Raw genomic sequence first — 16,680 nt, forward strand, 5'->3', positions numbered from 1 at the left:
GATGAAGAAGCCGCGCGCGACCGCTGCGACAAGCGGGCCGGACGGACTGGCGCCAGCCGGCGATGTCGCGGCGATTGTTGCCGGCACGCATGGCGATCCCTTCGCGATCCTTGGCGTCCATGAGGTCGGCAAGAGCCTGTTTGCCCGCTGCTTCGTTCCGCATGCGGAGTTCGTCACCGCCTATACACTGACCGGCACCATCGCAGGTGAACTTTCCAGGCGCGACGACCGTGGTTTCTTCGAAGGCAAGCTGTCGATCCGCAAGCGTCAGCCGCTGCGCTATCATGCCAGGAACGCCGGCGGCGACTGGTGGCTGACGGATCCCTATTCATTCGGTCCGGTGCTCGGGCCGATGGACGACTACTACATCGCCGAGGGCTCGCATCTCAGGCTGTTCGACAAGCTCGGTGCGCATGTCATCGAGCACGAAGGCGCTTCGGGGGTGCATTTCGCCGTGTGGGCGCCCAATGCAAGGCGCGTCTCGGTGGTCGGCGACTTCAACGAATGGGACGGCCGCCGGCACTCGATGCGCGACCGTCGCGATACCGGCATCTGGGAGGTGTTCATTCCCGATATAGGCGCCGGCCGCCCCTACAAATACGAGATCATCGGCCCCGACGGCGTCAGGCTGCCGCTGAAGGCCGATCCGTTCGCCTTCAAGTCCGAACTGCGGCCAGCCACGGCATCGGTGACCGCGGTGCCGCCGTCGCATCCATGGGGCGACGAGGCGCATCGCAGTTACTGGCGCAACGCCGATCCCCGCCGCGAAGCCATCTCGATCTACGAGGTTCATGCCGGCTCCTGGCAGCTTCGCGATGACGGCACCTTCCTGTCGTGGGACGAACTGGCCGACCGATTGATCCCCTATGCGGTCGAGACCGGCTTCACCCACATCGAGTTCATGCCGATCTCCGAACATCCCTATGATCCGTCCTGGGGCTACCAGACCACCGGCCTCTTCGCGCCATCGGCTCGCTTCGGCGATCCGGACGGCTTTGCCCGCTTCGTCGACGGCGCTCACCGCGCCGGCATCGGCGTCATTCTCGACTGGGTACCTGCGCATTTCCCGGTCGACGAGCATGGCCTCGCCCATTTCGACGGCACCGCGCTCTATGAGCATGCCGATCCGCGCAAGGGTTTTCATCCCGACTGGAACACCGCGATCTACAATTTCGGCCGGCGCGAGGTGGTGGCGTTCCTGGTCAACAACGCGCTGTTCTGGGCCGAAAAATATCATGTCGACGGTTTGCGCGTCGATGCGGTCGCATCGATGCTCTACCTCGACTATTCGCGCAAGGCCGGCGAATGGATCCCCAACGAAAAGGGCGGCCGCGAAAACCTCGAGGCGGTCAGCTTCCTGCAAAAGATGAACAAGGAGGTCTACGGCCACCATCCGGGCGTCATCACCATCGCCGAGGAATCGACCTCATGGCCGAAAGTCTCGGCGCCTGTGCATGAGGGCGGGCTGGGCTTCGGCTTCAAGTGGAACATGGGTTTCATGCACGACACGTTGGAGTATTTCTCCAAGGAGCCTATCTTCCGCAAGCACCACCACAACGACCTCACCTTCGGCCTGACCTACGCCTTCTCGGAGAATTTCGTGCTGCCGCTCTCGCATGACGAGGTCGTGCACGGCAAAGGCACGCTGCTAGGCAAGATGGCCGGCGACGACTGGCAGAAATTCGCGACCTTGCGCGCCTACTACGGCTTCATGTGGGGTTACCCCGGCAAGAAGTTGCTGTTCATGGGGCAGGAGTTCGCGCAGCGCCGCGAATGGAGCGAGGCACGCGCGCTCGACTGGAACCTGCTTGATTTCCGACCGCATCGCGGCGTCTGGCAGACGGTGCGCGATCTCAACTATCTCTACCGTTCGCGCCCGGCGCTGCATGGCCGCGATTGCGAACCGGAAGGGTTTTCCTGGCTGATCGTCGACGACAGCCAGAATTCGGTCTTTGCCTGGCTGCGCAGCGCGCCGGGCGGCAGCCCGGTCGCCGTCATTTCCAACTTCACGCCGGTGCCACGCGACAATTATCGCGTGCCGTTGCCGACGGCCGGGAAATGGCGCGAGATCATCAACACCGACGCTTCGGAATATGGTGGTTCCGGCAAGGGCAATGGCGGCATGGTCGAGGCACGGGCGGAGGGAGGCAGCATCTCTGCGACGATGCTTTTGCCACCGCTGTCGACGATCATGCTCGAGCTCGTTGCCGAGACTGAGTAACTTGGGAGGGTAGAAATGGCAGACTTGAAACGGACCCAGCCGCTGGCGCGCGATGCCATGGCCTATGTACTGGCCGGCGGCCGTGGCAGCCGCCTCAAGGAACTGACAGACCGGCGCGCCAAGCCCGCCGTCTATTTCGGCGGCAAGACGCGCATCATCGACTTCGCGCTCTCCAATGCGCTCAATTCCGGCATCCGGCGCCTTGGCGTCGCCACCCAGTACAAGGCGCATTCGCTGATCCGCCATCTGCAGCGCGGCTGGAATTTCCTGCGGCCGGAACGAAACGAGAGCTTCGACATCCTGCCGGCCAGCCAGCGCGTGTCGGAAACGCAATGGTATGAAGGCACGGCCGACGCGGTCTACCAGAACATCGATATAATCGAGGCCTATGGGCCTGAATACATGGTCATCCTCGCCGGCGACCACATCTACAAGATGGACTACGAGATGATGCTTCGCCAGCACGCCGACGCCAATGCCGATGTCACCGTCGGCTGCCTCGAAGTGCCGCGCATGGAAGCCACCGGCTTCGGCGTCATGCATGTCGATGGCAAGGACAACATCATCGCCTTCGTCGAAAAGCCCGCCGATCCGCCCGGCATCCCCGACAAACCGGAATTCGCCCTGGCCTCGATGGGCATCTATGTGTTCAAGACCAAGTTCCTGATGGAGCAACTGCGCCGCGATGCCGCCGAGCCGGGCTCGAGCCGCGACTTCGGCAAGGACATCATTCCCTATATCGTCCAGCACGGTAAGGCGATCGCGCACCGCTTCGCCAAGTCCTGCGTCCGCTCGACGGCCGAGAACGAGGCCTACTGGCGCGATGTCGGGACGGTCGACGCCTATTGGGAAGCCAATATCGACCTTACCGACATCACGCCGGAACTCGACCTCTATGACCGCGACTGGCCGATCTGGACCTATGCCGAGTTGAAGCCGCCGGCGAAGTTCGTGCATGACGAGGATGGCCGCCGCGGCTCGGCCGTCTCTTCGCTTGTCTCGGGCGATTGCATCGTCTCGGGCGCCTCGCTGAAGAGAAGCCTGATCTTCACCGGCGCGCGCATCAATTCCTATTCGACGCTGGAAGAAGTCGTCATGCTGCCCGACGTTCATGTCGGCCGGAACGCAAAGTTGAGGCGCGTGGTCATCGACCATGGTGTTAGGATACCGGAAGGGCTGGTGGTGGGCGAAGATCCCGCTCTCGACGCCAAGCGTTTCCGGGTCTCCGAAAAAGGCATCTGCCTGGTCACCCAGGACATGATCGACAAGCTGGGGCTCTAGGACAGACAGGATCGGATTGTAGGCGCATGCAGGTTCTGTCGGTCACGCCCGAGATTTTCCCGCTGATCAAGACCGGTGGGCTTGCCGACGTGACCGGCGCGTTGCCTGTCGCACTGGCAGCCAAGGGCGTGACCATGCGCACGCTCATCCCGGGCTTTCCCACCGTGATGGCCGCCTTCAAGAAGAAGCGTGCGGTCCTGCAATATCCCTTGCTGCAGGGCGGCAAGGCTTCCGTCCATGCCGTCCAGCTTGCCGGGCTTGACCTGTTCGTGCTTGACGCGCCGCATCTGTTCGACCGCCCCGGCGGTCCCTATGGCGATGCCGGCGGTGGTGACTGGCCCGACAACTGGCGGCGCTTCGCGGCGCTGAGCCAGGTGGGTGGTGACATCGCCGGTGGTGCCATCTCGGGCTATCAGCCCGACATCGTCCATGCCCATGACTGGCAGTCGGCGATGACCCTGGCCTATATGCGCTACGGCAAGGCGATCGGCGTCCCGTCGATGATGACCGTCCACAACCTTGCCTTCCAGGGCCAGTTCGGCGCCAGCATCTTTGGCGAGCTTGGCTTGCCGGCGGTTGCAATGGCGCTTGACGGCGTCGAATATTACGGTGGCGTCGGGTTCCTCAAGGCCGGCCTGCAGGCCGCCTGGGCGATCACCACGGTCAGCCCAACCTACGCGCAGGAAATCCGCTCTCCGGAATTCGGCATGGGTCTCGACGGCCTCATCAACATGCGCTCCAGCGATCTCTATGGCATCGTCAACGGCATCGATACCGGCATCTGGAATCCGGAAACCGACAGGCATCTGGTATCGAACTACACGGCCAGGACGCTGAAGGGACGCGCGCCAAACAGGGTCGCCGTCGAGGACCGTTTCAGCCTCGATCGCGACGACAGCCCGATCGTCTGCGTCGTCAGCCGCCTGACCTGGCAAAAGGGCATGGACATACTGGCGCTGGTGATCGATGGCATCGTTGCGACCGGCGCGCGCCTGGCCATCCTGGGGTCGGGCGATGCTGGCCTCGAAGGCGCGCTGCTTGCCGCCGCCGCCAGACACCGTGGCCGCATCGGGGTCGTCGTCGGCTACGACGAGGCGCTTTCGCACATCATGCAAGGCGGCTGCGACGCCATCGTCATCCCCTCGCGCTTCGAGCCCTGCGGGCTGACGCAGCTTTACGGCCTGCGTTATGGCTGCGTGCCGGTGGTTGCCCGTACCGGCGGCCTGGCGGATACCATCATCGACGCCAACGAGGCTGCCGTCTCGGCCGGCGTCGCGACCGGCTTCCAGTTCGCGCCCAACAATGGCGGCGCCTTGCTGCACGCCATGCGCCGCCTCGTCGACGCACATGCCAGTCCGGCGGTCTGGGAATCGTTGCAGCGCCAGGGCATGAAGGCCGATGTGTCGTGGGACAAGAGCGCGGAAAAATATGTCGAACTCTATCGCTCGCTGCTTTTGAAAAGGGTTGCCTGAAGCATGATACGGACCGTCCCCACCAAGCCTTATTCCGATCAGAGGCCCGGTACTTCTGGCCTGCGCAAGAAGGTGCCGGTGTTCCAGCAGGAGCACTATGCCGAGAACTTCATCCAGTCGATCTTCGACGCGCTGGACGACTTCAAGGGCAAGACCCTGGTGATCGGCGGCGATGGCCGCTTCTACAACCGCGAGGTCATCCAGAAGGCGATCGCCATGGCCGCCGCCAACGGCTTCGGCAAGGTGATGGTCGGGCAGGGCGGCATATTGTCGACGCCGGCCGCCTCGCATGTCATTCGCAAATACAAGACCTTCGGCGGCATCATCCTGTCGGCCAGCCACAATCCGGGCGGTCCGCATGAGGATTTCGGCATCAAGTACAATGCCGGCAATGGCGGCCCGGCGCCGGAAAAGCTGACCGACGCGATCTTCGCCAGGACCAAGGCGATTTCGAACTTCAAGATCGCCGATGTCGAGCCGATCGACATCGACACGGTCGGCACGGTCAGGGCCGCTGGCATGACGGTCGAGATCATAGATCCGGTCGCCGACTATGCCGAGCTGATGGAAAGCCTGTTCGACTTCGAGGCACTGCGCGAGCTTTTCAAATCGGGCTTCCGCATGCGCTTCGATGCCATGCACGCGGTGACCGGTCCCTATGCCAAGGAGATTCTCGAAAACCGGCTTGGCGCGCCCAACGGCACCTGCCGAAATTTCAAGCCGCTGCCGGATTTCGGCGGCCATCACCCGGATCCGAACCTCGTCCATGCCAAGCACCTTTATGACGAGATGATGGGACCGGACGCGCCGGATTTCGGCGCCGCTTCCGATGGCGACGGCGACCGCAACCTGATCATCGGCAAGGGCATTTTCGTCACCCCGTCGGATTCGGTCGCCATGCTTGCCGCCAACGCCCGCCTGGCGCCCGGCTACAAGGACGGCCTGAAGGGCATCGCCCGCTCGATGCCGACCAGCGGCGCCGCCGACCGTGTCGCCCACAAACTCGGCATCGGCATCTATGAAACGCCGACCGGCTGGAAGTTCTTCGGCAATCTGCTCGATGCCGGCATGGCGACGATCTGCGGCGAGGAGAGTGCCGGCACCGGCTCCAACCATGTCCGCGAAAAGGACGGCCTGTGGGCGGTGCTGCTATGGCTCAACATCCTTGCCGCGCGCGGCGAAAGCTGCAAGCAGATCGTCACCGAGCACTGGGCTGCCTATGGCCGCAATTACTATTCGCGTCACGACTATGAGGAGGTCGAGAGCGACCGCGCCAACGCGCTGGTCGACGAACTGCGCGCCAAGCTCGGCTCGTTGCCTGGCACCAGCGTGCGCGGCATGACGATCGCCAGCGCCGACGACTTCGCCTATCACGATCCGGTCGACGGGTCGACCAGCGAGCATCAGGGCATCAGGGTTCTGTTCGAAGGCGGTTCGCGTGTCGTCTTCCGGCTCTCCGGTACCGGCACGTCGGGCGCGACGCTGCGCGTCTATATCGAGCGTTACGAGCCGGACAAGTCGAGGCATGATCTCGACACGCAGGCCGCACTTGCCGATCTGATTGCCGCGGCCGATGATATTGCCGGGATTCGCAGCCATACCGGCCGCGCCAAGCCGAGCGTCATCACCTGATGCCATCGAGAACTGCGGCCGATCAGCGGCCGCGATTTGGCGGACTTGTTTCGGACGGTGGCATCCGCTTCGCCGCGTGGTCGCAAGCGGCCAGGCGGCTGTGGGTCTCGATCTTCGACGAGCAGGGCAGCCGGGAAATCGAACGGCTTGAGCTGCAGCCAGAAGGCGAGGGCGTCCATGCGCTGTTCGTTGCGGGCCTTGGCCCCGGCGCCCGCTACGGATTTCGCGCCGACGGCGACTATGCGCCGGAGCGCGGGCTGTGGTTCGACCCCGACAAATTGCTGACCGATCCCTACGCCATCGAGATCGACAGGCCTTACGCCCATGATTGGCGGCTGGCCCACCGCCGGGGAGAAGGGGTCGATACCGCCCCGCTGATGCCGAAGGCGATTGCCGGGGCCTTGCCGAAACCCGTGCAGGCGTCGCCGCCGCTCTTCCGGGCCGGCGACCTGATCTATGAAGTGCCGGTGCGCGCCTTCACCATGCGCCACCCCGACGTTCCGGAAAAGCTGCGCGGGACGGTCGCTGCCCTCGCTCATCCGGCGGTTGTCGAACACCTGAAAAAGCTCGGCGCAGGCGCCGTCGAACTGATGCCGGTGACGGCGTCGATCGACGAGCGGCATCTGCCGCCGCTCGGGCTGCGCAACGCCTGGGGCTACAATCCCGTGACGTTCATGGCGCTCGATCCACGTCTTGCGCCGGGCGGCATGGTGGAATTGCGAAACACGGTCGCCGTGCTGCGTGAAGCCGGCATCGGTGTCATCCTCGATCTCGTCTTCAACCACACCGGCGAGAGCGACAGGCTCGGCCCGACGCTGTCGCTGCGCGGCTTCGACAATCAGGCCTATTACCGGCATACATCGGACGGCAGGCTGGCCAACGACACCGGCACCGGCAACACGATCGCTTGCGACCACCCTGTCGTCCAGGAAATGATCGTCGACGCGCTTCGCCATTTTGTTCGTGATGCCGGCGTCGATGGCTTCCGCTTCGACCTGGCACCCATTCTGGGGCGGGTGGAGGGAACATTCGATACCGAGGCGCCATTGTTGAAGGCGATGCGCCAGGACGTGCTGCTGGCCGACCGCGTGTTGATCGCCGAACCCTGGGACGTCGGGCCGGATGGCTATCAGCTCGGCAACTTCCCGCCGCCCTTCCTCGAATGGAACGACAAGTACCGCGACGATGTCAGGCGCTTCTGGCGCGGCGACGCCGGCATGGTCGGCGCATTGGCGACACGGCTTGCCGGGTCGTCCGATGTGTTTGCCAAGGCAAGCCAACTCACCAGCCGCAGCGTCAATTTCATCGCCGCCCATGACGGCATGACGCTGGCCGACACCGTGCGTTACGAGCGCAAGCACAACGAGGCCAATGGCGAGCAGAACCGCGACGGTCACAATGAGAACCTGTCGTGGAACAATGGCGTGGAGGGCGTTACGGATGACCCGGCCGTATCGGCGGCCCGCCTGAACGATCACCACGCGCTGCTTGCCACGCTGTTTGCCTCGCGCGGCACCATCATGCTGACCGCCGGTGACGAATTCGGCCGCACCCAGCACGGCAACAACAACGCCTATGCGCAGGACAATGAGATCACCTGGCTCGACTGGGCCGGGCGCGACCAGGCGCTGGAGCGCTATGCAGCGCGGCTCGCGGCGTTGCGGCGCGCGGTGCCCGCGCTTTCCGACACACGCTTCCTCACCGGCCAGCCGCCGGCCGGTTCAGTGACGCCTGACGTCGCATGGCTGACCGAGACAGGCGCGCCGCTCGATGCACAAAGCTGGCAGGACCCGCAGAGGCATCGCCTGGTCATGATCCTGGGTGGCGCCGCCGATGATGGGCGCCGCCTCGCGGTGGTCATCAACGGCGATCGCCGGGCCTGCATGTTCACGCTGCCCGGGCGCGAAGGGTTTTTCTGGGCGCCAGCCCTCGAAACAGGCGAGGCGGTTGACATCCCGGGGCCGGTGTCGGGGCGTACGGTGATCTTCATGATCGAACGAGCAGCCGTGCAGGCCGGCTCAAGGGAGAAAAGCAATGGCGGCAAGTGACAGGTCCGAATGGTGGCGCGGCTGCGTCATCTACCAGATCTATCCGCGCTCCTTCCAGGACACGACCGGCGACGGCAGTGGCGATCTGCGCGGCGTCACATCGAGGCTGGCTCATGTCGCCTCGCTTGGCGTCGACGCCATCTGGCTGTCGCCCTTCTTCAAATCACCGATGGCCGACATGGGCTACGACGTGTCGGATTACTGCGATGTCGATCCAATGTTCGGCACATTGGAGGACTTCGACGCGATGATCGCCGAGGCGCACCGTCTCGGCCTGAAGATCATCATCGACCAGGTGCTGTCGCATTCATCCGACAGGCACGATTGGTTTGTCGAAAGCCGCGCCAGCCGCGACAATCCCAAGGCCGACTGGTATGTCTGGGCCGATACGAAGCCGGATGGCGGCGCCCCCAACAACTGGCTTTCCGTCTTCGGCGGCCCGGCCTGGGAGTGGGACCCGATCCGGCGGCAATATTACATGCACAATTTTCTCGCCTCTCAGCCGGATTTGAATTTACACAATCCGGAGGTCCAGGACGCGCTTCTGGAAACGGTGCGCTTCTGGCTGGAGCGCAGCGTTGACGGCTTCCGGCTCGATACGGTCAACTACTATGTCCACGACCGTTGGCTGCGCAGCAATCCGCCCTTGGCGTCGAGCGTCGCCGGCACCAACAACGAGACCAACACCTACCTCTACCAGGAGCACCTGTTCGACAAGACGCAGCCGGAGAACCTGGCGTTCCTTCGTCGCTTCAGGGCGCTGCTCGATGAGTACGAGGACCGCGCCGCCGTTGGTGAGATCGGCGATGAAGGCCGCTCATTGCAGACGCTCGCCGCCTACACATCCGGCGGCGACAAGCTGCATATGTGCTACACGTTCGATCTGCTTGGCCCGCAGTTCTCCGCGGCGCATGTGCGTGGCTGCGTCGAAGCCTTCGAGGCGGCCGTTTCCGACGGCTGGGTCTGCTGGGCATTCTCCAACCACGACGTGGTGCGCCATGTCAGCCGGTGGACACAGCCAGGCAGCGACCCCGACACGGTCGCAAGATTCTCGATCATGCTGCTGTGCTGCCTGCGCGGATCGATCTGCCTCTACGAGGGCGAGGAACTCGGCCTGGAGGAGGCGGAACTCGCCTTCGAGGACCTGCGCGATCCCGTCGGCATCCGCTTCTGGCCAGGCGTCAAGGGCAGGGACGGTTGCCGCACGCCGATGGTCTGGGAGGCCGGCGCCGATAATGCGGGCTTCTCTAGCGGCAAGCCATGGCTGCCGGTACCGGCCAGCCATGGCGCCCGCGCGGTCGACGTCCAGAATGCCGACATCGCCTCGGTGCTCACCTTTTATCGGGCCACGCTGGCTTTGCGCAGAGAGCATGAGGCACTGATAACAGGCTCGATCCGCTTTCTCGACGCTGAGGGGGACGTGCTTGCCTTCATCCGCGAAGGAGGCGGTGAAAGACTGCTTTGCGTCTTCAATTTCGCCGGGGTGCCGGCCAATTGGCCATTACCGCGGGATATCGGGTCGGTCGCGGGGCTTGGCGGCGATGCCGTTGTTGTCGAGGCCGCCGAGTTGTCGTTGCTCGCGCTCGGCTGCTTTCTTGGCCGACTTGACTGATCTGGCGTCTCGGTCGTCTTTACTGGACGAGCACCGAACGTCCGCAGGTCGCGCCGGTGACGCGCACATCGGCCTGTCCGACGCCGACACCCAGCGCTGACAACACATTGTAAAGCAGGTCGTCGACCGGCGCCGTTACACCGTTCAGCACGGCCACCACTGCCGGCTTGACCGCTCCGAGCAGGGCGGTCAGATCGATCCCGAGACCAAGCGCATTGACCGAAAGCGACAGGTTGTTGACCAGCGACGTGGTGAGCGACTGCGAGATGTTTCGCGTCGAGACAGTCTTTACCGTCTTGTTGGCGATGTCAGTCGCGTTGAAGTTCAGCGTCGTCGGGTTGTTGTTGGTGATCGCGGTCGCGGCTGAGCCCATCACCTGTATCAGCGGAATGTTGACCAGCAGCAGCTTGAGGCTCACATCCGCGATCTCGGCGTCGGTGAACGACTGAGGTTGGCTGAAGTCGCCAAAGCCCGAGCTGTTGCTGTTGGCCAGATGCAGCGAGGCAATACCTGGGTGCGCGGCGATCGAAACGTTGATGCTGGAAGGCCCTTTCGGACAGGTGATGTCGGTCAGTTTGGCCTCGGCATACGCGACTTCGACATTAAGCGGCAGATTGACGGCCAGCAGGCTGATGCCGCCGCCGAGACCGGGCGTACCGACACCGACGGAGGCCACCAGCTTGATGCGCGTCTGGGCGGTGCGCACGACGGTGCCGATCTCGCCGACCGACAGCCATGGTGAGAATTGTGCGGGTTCGCCGATGGCGATGGTGAGTTTGGTGGAAAGGAGCCCCGGTATGGTGGCGCCAAGATCGACCTGAGCCTGGTTGGTGCCGTTGGCCAGCACGGCGGCGGCGGTCAGCATTCCCATGGCGCTTGCGTCGACCCCGAGGCCGGCTGGTCTTTGCCCCAGGCCCAGACTGCCGACCGAGCCGAGATCGACAAGGCTGCTGAGCGGGATCTTGACCGTACCGGTCGACTTGGACGCGATCGTCTGCAGGGCGACCTTGGCCGTGTTGCCAAGTCCGGGCACGTTGGCCATGGCTGTGGCGATCTGGCCGACGGTCGCTTTCGATGCCAGAACATCCGAATAGGTACCGCCGGTCACGTTCACTTGTGTGGCAAGGGCATCTATGAAGGAGAGGACACTGACATCGGCCGAGATCAACCCGTTGTAGTCCATGACGCTGAGCGAGATATTGCCGCCGAGAAGTCCGCTGAGAAGCGCGTTGAGGATGCCGCCATTGACGCTGAGAAGTCTCGACCCGACCGAGAATGTCGCCTGTGGCGTCATGCTGGCGGTAGCCTCGGTGCCGATGACGGGAGTGGGGATCAACGAACTCGCGAAATAGCGGGCAGGGATCTTCTTCAGGGTGACATGCACCGCGTTGTAAGGTGTCACGCCGGCTTGGAAGCGCTGGCTCACGTTGACGGTTGATGTTGCGTATCGCCCGGGCGTGACCGTCACCACGGTTCTCCCGACAGCCGCGGGAATGGTCTGCCCCGAACCTTGAACGACGACGCCTGGCATGCCGTTGTCGGTGAGCGTCGTGACGACGGCCGCCTGGATGTTGGTGATGTTCGAGGCGGCGGTGATCGCAGCCAGATCGACCATCGCCTGAGCTTCCCGGCGCTCGGTGTAGATCGAGGCTTCGTCGATGGCCACCGCGGCCAGCGCCAGCGCCACCGGCGCGCTCAATGCCGTCATGACGGCAAAATTCGCTTTCCTGTCGTTCAGCATCAACCGTGCAAGCCGGACGATCCTCTTACGCCCACGCAACAGCATTCAGATGCCCCCGATCCTTATCGTTGACTGGCGCTTGATCGTGGTTCCGGGCATGGCCAGGCCCGGGAAGAGGTTCCAGATCGGCAGGTTTCGGGCGTCGTATTGGATGGACACCACGAACTGGCTTCCATCGGCGGTGCTGTCGTTGGCCTGATAGGTCAGCTTGCTGGCATCCACGAAGGGATATCCGCTGGCGTTGTTGGTAACGAAGCTGGCCACGAGCGTCTGTCGCTCGCTCTGGTTTAGCCCGGCAATTGCCGTCCGGGCCGCGTCCGCCGCGATCTGCTGGATCGAGTTGGCGGCGCCGAAATATATACCGTATGCAACCATTCCGAGCAGAAGGAGGATAAAGAGCGGCGAGAGAAGAGCGAATTCTACCGCGGAAGTTCCAGATTCTTCTTGAAGTTTCCATAATTTATGACGGATTATCGACAATTTACTTTGTATGTTACTCATAGTCGCCATGCGTCTGGAAAGAGAACCGTACAGAAGGTAGTCATAATGTAACCTCAGGTTGATTAAGAACGCATTAACACATTCCGGCAAACTGACGCGGCCACGAATTCCCTGTGGAAAATGGCGTCGAGGTGAGGAAACCAAGTCAAGCTTCTGGTTTCGGCTGGTGTTTCGGCCGCCGCGGCACAGCTTTCGTGTCGCCTTACTTTGGGTGACCCAGAGAGTCTGTTGAAATAAAAAATCCCCGCGCTAGTGTTTGGGCACCAGCCGCCGGAAGGGAACCGGCGGCGCGCTCAAAGGGGCCAGGCATCGGTTCCGGAGCGTCAACACTCAAAGGGCGCGCCGACGGCAGCGCCCACAGGGAGAACTTCATGCTGAAAAACATGCTGAAGGCGACGGTCTTCGCCACGACCATGGCTGTGGCCGCCGGAGCATTCTACACGCCGGCTTTCGCCGAGGTCGTCTATAACAGGGGCACCGCCGCCGAATCGGAATCGGTCGACCCGCACAAGACCTCCACGGTTTACGAAGCCAATGTCTTGCGTGACCTGTTCCAGGGCCTCGTCATGCAGGACGAGAAGGCCAACATCATTCCGGGCGCCGCCGAGAGCTGGACGGTTTCCGATGATGGCACCGTCTACACCTTCAAGCTGCGCAAGGATGGCATGTGGTCCGACGGCAGCCCGGTCACGGCCGATGATTTCGTCTACGCCTTCCATCGGCTGGAGGATCCGGCCACCGGCGCCGAATACGCTTCCATGCTCTATCCCATAAAGAACGCCGAGGAAGTCAACACCAAGAAGGGCAAGCCGGAGGATATGGGTGTCAAGGCGATCGATGCCGGCACGCTGGAGGTCACGCTCAAGGCGCCAACGCCTTACTTCCTGGAGATGCTGACCCACCAGGCGACCTATCCGGTCAGCAAGGCCTCCATCGAAAAGCTCGGCGCCGACTGGATCAAGCCGGGCAATCTCGTTTCGAACGGCGCCTACACATTGGCTGAGTGGGTTCCCAACGACCACATGAAGCTGGTCAAGAATCCGAAATTCTGGGACGCCGCGAGCGTCAAGATCGACACCGTCAACTACATCCCGACCGAGGATCGCTCATCGGCGATGAAGCGCTTCGAGGCTGGCGAACTCGACAGCTATGACGATCTGCCGACGGAACAACTCGCCGACCTCAAGACCAAGTTTGGCGCTCAGATCCACGTCGGACCGTACCTCGGCACCTACTACTATGCGATCAAGACAGACAAGGCGCCGTGGAACAACCCTGAACTGCGCACCGCCATCTCGATGGCGATCGACCGTGATTTCATCGCCGAGAAAGTCTGGCAGAACTCGATGCTGCCCGGCTACTCGATGGTGCCTCCCGGCATCGAGGGCTACACGCCGGCAATGGCCAAGTATGCCGACATGCCGCAGATCGACCGCGAGGACGCAGCCAAGAAGATCCTCGAGAAACTTGGCTACACGCCCGAGCACCCGCTGAAGATGGAGATCCGCTACAACACCTCGGAAAACCACAAGAACACCGCGGTCGCCATCCAGGAACAGTTGAAGCCGCTTGGCGTCGACGTCACGCTGCTCAACACCGACACCAAGACCCACTACTCCTTCCTCGAGCAGAAGGGCGACTATGACGTGGCGCGTGCCGCCTGGATTGCCGACTACAAGGATCCTGAAACCTTCCTCGGCATCTCGCGCAAGGCGAGCGGCAACAACTATTCGGATTACAACAGCCCGCAATACGAGGCAGCCATGGACAAGGCCGCGGCCGCCGGCGGCAAGCCCGAAGAGCGCATGAAGGAGCTTTCCGAGGCCGAGCGCATCCTCATCGACGATGTCGGCCAGATCCCGCTTCTCTATTACAGCTACCACGATATCGTTTCTTCGAAGCTGCATGGCTTCGTCGACAACGTGATGGACGTGCATCCGTCGCGCTTCGTCAGCAAGGACTAATCCCTGGCCAAGCCGCCGCGCACTCGGTGCGCGGCGGCGCTGGTTTGCCATCGCATCGGCCCGGGAACCGGAATCGATTTTCGGAAAGTTCGGTGCGAAGATTTGAAAGCTGGAGCGCAATCGTCCGACTGGACGCGCGCTGCTCCGGATCAAGCGGGGCACCGATGCTGCGATACGTATTCCGGCGGCTTCTGACCGCCATCCCGACGCTGTTCGTCATCGTGACCATGGCGTTCTTCCTGATGCGCGTCGCGCCAGGCGGCCCATTCAACCAGGAGCGAGGGCTGAGCCCCGAGATCAGGGCCAATCTCGAAGCCCAGTTCGGCCTCAACGACCCGCTCTGGCTGCAATTCGTCCACTATCTCGGCAACCTGCTGCGCGGCAATTTCGGCCCGAGCTACAACATGCCGGATTTCACCGTCACCGAACTGTTTGCCAAGGGCCTGCCCATTTCGGTCCAGCTCGGCGCCTCGGCGCTGATCCTGGCGCTGCTGCTCGGCAGCGTGCTCGGCACCATTGCCGCGCTCAACCAGAACAAGCTCGGCGACTATACAGTGATTGCGCTGGCGACCGCCGGCAGCACCATCCCCACCTTCGTCATCGCGCCGGTGATCCAGCTGCTGTTCGGGCTGACCTGGAAGCTGCTGCCGATCGGCGGTTGGGGCGATGGCGCTTTCATCAACAAGGTCGGCCCGGTGCTGACGCTTGCCTTGCCGCAGATCGCCATCGTCGCCCGCCTGATGCGCGGCTCGATGATCGAATCGCTGCGCTCCCATCATATCCGCACGGCCCGCGCGCTCGGCCTCTCCGACTGGTCGGTGGTGGTCAAGCACGCGCTGCGCGGCGCGATCCTGCCGATCGTCTCTTTCACCGGCCCGGCGGCCGCGGCACTGCTGACCGGCTCGGTCATCGTCGAGACGATCTTCTCCATTCCAGGCGTCGGCCGTTATTTCGTCGATGCCGCGCTCAACCGCGACTACACGCTGGTGATGGGGACGGTGGTGGTGATCGCCATCTTCACCATCGTCTTCAACCTGATCGTCGATGTCATGTACGCGGTCGTCGACCCGAGGGTGCGCTATGACTGACATCGCGGCCACAGCTTCCGCCGTCGTTGGCCGCTCCCTGTGGGGCGATGCCTGGGCGCGCCTCAAGGGCAATCGCGCCGCCATGTTCAGCCTCTATTACCTTGCGCTGATCGCGGTCATCAGCGTGTTCGGGCCCTGGTTCGTGCCGCATCAGTATACGACCATCTATGCCGACTATGTGCGCATGCCGCCGAGCCTTTCGGCCTATCCGAAGCCCGACATGATCGAGACGGCGCTCACCGAGGCGATCAAGCGCATGCGGGTCGACATCAAGGAGTGGCATCAGGAAGGCAATCAGGTCTTCGTCACCGTCAAGTCGACCAAGCCGATCGACGACCGCAATATCCGTTATCTCGACCGTTCCGATGCCTTTGACGACACCAAGGTCGAGAGCAAGTCGCCCGACGGCCTCGAAGTGACGATGAGTGCGTCGATCAAGCAGCAGTACTTCCTGTTCGGCACCGACAACACCGGCCGCGATCTCCTCTCGCGCACGCTGATGGCCGGGCGCATATCGCTGGCCATCGGCCTGCTTGCCGGCGTCGTGGCGGTGGTCATCGGCGTGCTTTATGGTGCCGCGGCCGGCTTTGCCGGCGGCAAGGTGGACGAGGTGATGATGCGCATCGTCGACGTGCTCTATTCGCTGCCCTTCATCTTCTTCGTCATCATGCTGGTGGTGTTCTTCGGCCGCAACTTCGTGCTGATGTTCCTGGCGGTCGGAGCCGTGCTGTGGCTCGACATGGCGCGTATCGTGCGCGGCCAGGCGTTGTCGATCCGCCGCCAGGAATATGTCCAGGCGGCGGAGGCGATGGGCGTCGGCCAGCGTGGCATCCTGATCCGCCATGTCATCCCCAATCTGCTCGGCCCGGTGGTGATCTACATGACGCTGCTGGTGCCGCAGGTCATCATCCTGGAGAGCTTCCTGTCGTTCCTTGGCCTCGGCGTGCAGGAACCGATGACCAGCTGGGGCGTGCTGATTTCGGTCGGCGCCAAGAACATCGGCACCGCCAACTGGCTGCTCCTGTTTCCCGCCTTCTTCCTCGTCTCGACGCTGTTCGCCCTGAACTTTGTCGGCGACGGCCTGCGCGACGCGCTCGACCCGAGAGATCGATAAAGATGG

General features: G+C 63.0%; 11 protein-coding genes. 9 read left to right on the forward strand and 2 right to left on the reverse strand.

Annotated features, from left to right (window positions below):
- Position 1 precedes the first annotated feature (1 nt).
- From glgB to OOJ09_RS02955, 6 genes are read left to right on the forward strand one after another with little or no spacing between them, the layout of a single operon-like run.
- Complete coding sequence (gene glgB, locus OOJ09_RS02930; protein ID WP_269903742.1) at positions 2-2,221, forward strand: 1,4-alpha-glucan branching protein GlgB; 2,220 nt, start codon at positions 2-4, stop codon at positions 2,219-2,221.
- Between the two features lie 15 nt (positions 2,222-2,236).
- Positions 2,237-3,502 carry a glucose-1-phosphate adenylyltransferase gene (gene glgC, locus OOJ09_RS02935; protein WP_269903743.1) on the forward strand — a complete coding sequence of 422 codons (1,266 nt, stop codon included), beginning with the start codon at positions 2,237-2,239 and terminating at the stop codon, positions 3,500-3,502.
- A 26-nt stretch (positions 3,503-3,528) separates the two neighbouring features.
- Positions 3,529-4,974 carry a glycogen synthase GlgA gene (gene glgA, locus OOJ09_RS02940; protein ID WP_269903744.1) on the forward strand — a complete coding sequence of 482 codons (1,446 nt, stop codon included), beginning with the start codon at positions 3,529-3,531 and terminating at the stop codon, positions 4,972-4,974.
- 3 nt (positions 4,975-4,977) lie between these two features.
- Positions 4,978-6,606, forward strand: coding sequence for an alpha-D-glucose phosphate-specific phosphoglucomutase (locus OOJ09_RS02945; RefSeq protein WP_269903745.1), 1,629 nt, complete (start codon positions 4,978-4,980; stop codon positions 6,604-6,606).
- Positions 6,606-8,654, forward strand: a complete 2,049-nt coding sequence (gene glgX / locus OOJ09_RS02950; RefSeq protein ID WP_269903746.1) for a glycogen debranching protein GlgX — start codon at positions 6,606-6,608, stop codon at positions 8,652-8,654. The genes OOJ09_RS02945 and glgX overlap by 1 nt, the downstream gene beginning before the upstream one ends.
- Positions 8,641-10,266, forward strand: coding sequence for an alpha-glucosidase family protein (locus tag OOJ09_RS02955; RefSeq protein ID WP_269903747.1), 1,626 nt, complete (start codon positions 8,641-8,643; stop codon positions 10,264-10,266). Before glgX ends, OOJ09_RS02955 begins: the two co-directional genes overlap by 14 nt.
- Before the next feature lie 19 nt (positions 10,267-10,285).
- Here OOJ09_RS02955 and OOJ09_RS02960 read toward each other — a convergent pair whose 3' ends face one another.
- Entirely contained in the window at positions 10,286-12,052 is a 1,767-nt protein-coding gene (locus OOJ09_RS02960) for a TadG family pilus assembly protein (RefSeq protein ID WP_269903748.1), read from the reverse strand.
- On the reverse strand, positions 12,053-12,652 hold the full coding sequence (locus tag OOJ09_RS02965) for a TadE/TadG family type IV pilus assembly protein (RefSeq protein WP_420107485.1): 600 nt from the start codon (positions 12,650-12,652) through the stop codon (positions 12,053-12,055). It lies immediately after the preceding gene.
- Positions 12,653-12,879: 227 nt separating this feature from the next.
- Between OOJ09_RS02965 and OOJ09_RS02970 the strand changes: the two genes are divergently transcribed.
- The 3 genes from OOJ09_RS02970 to OOJ09_RS02980 all read left to right on the forward strand — a co-directional run bounded on the left by OOJ09_RS02970 (position 12,880) and on the right by OOJ09_RS02980 (position 16,674).
- The gene (locus OOJ09_RS02970; protein WP_269903749.1) at positions 12,880-14,472 is read left to right on the forward strand and encodes a peptide ABC transporter substrate-binding protein; all 1,593 of its coding nucleotides are present in this window, start codon (positions 12,880-12,882) and stop codon (positions 14,470-14,472) included.
- Between the two features lie 164 nt (positions 14,473-14,636).
- Positions 14,637-15,560 carry an ABC transporter permease subunit gene (locus OOJ09_RS02975; protein ID WP_256749474.1) on the forward strand — a complete coding sequence of 308 codons (924 nt, stop codon included), beginning with the start codon at positions 14,637-14,639 and terminating at the stop codon, positions 15,558-15,560.
- Positions 15,553-16,674 (forward strand): ABC transporter permease, encoded by a 1,122-nt coding sequence (locus tag OOJ09_RS02980; RefSeq protein WP_269903750.1) that lies wholly within the window; start codon positions 15,553-15,555, stop codon positions 16,672-16,674. Before OOJ09_RS02975 ends, OOJ09_RS02980 begins: the two co-directional genes overlap by 8 nt.
- Positions 16,675-16,680 lie beyond the last annotated feature (6 nt).

Source organism: Mesorhizobium qingshengii (assembly GCF_027563465.1).
GTDB lineage: Bacteria > Pseudomonadota > Alphaproteobacteria > Rhizobiales > Rhizobiaceae > Mesorhizobium > Mesorhizobium qingshengii_A.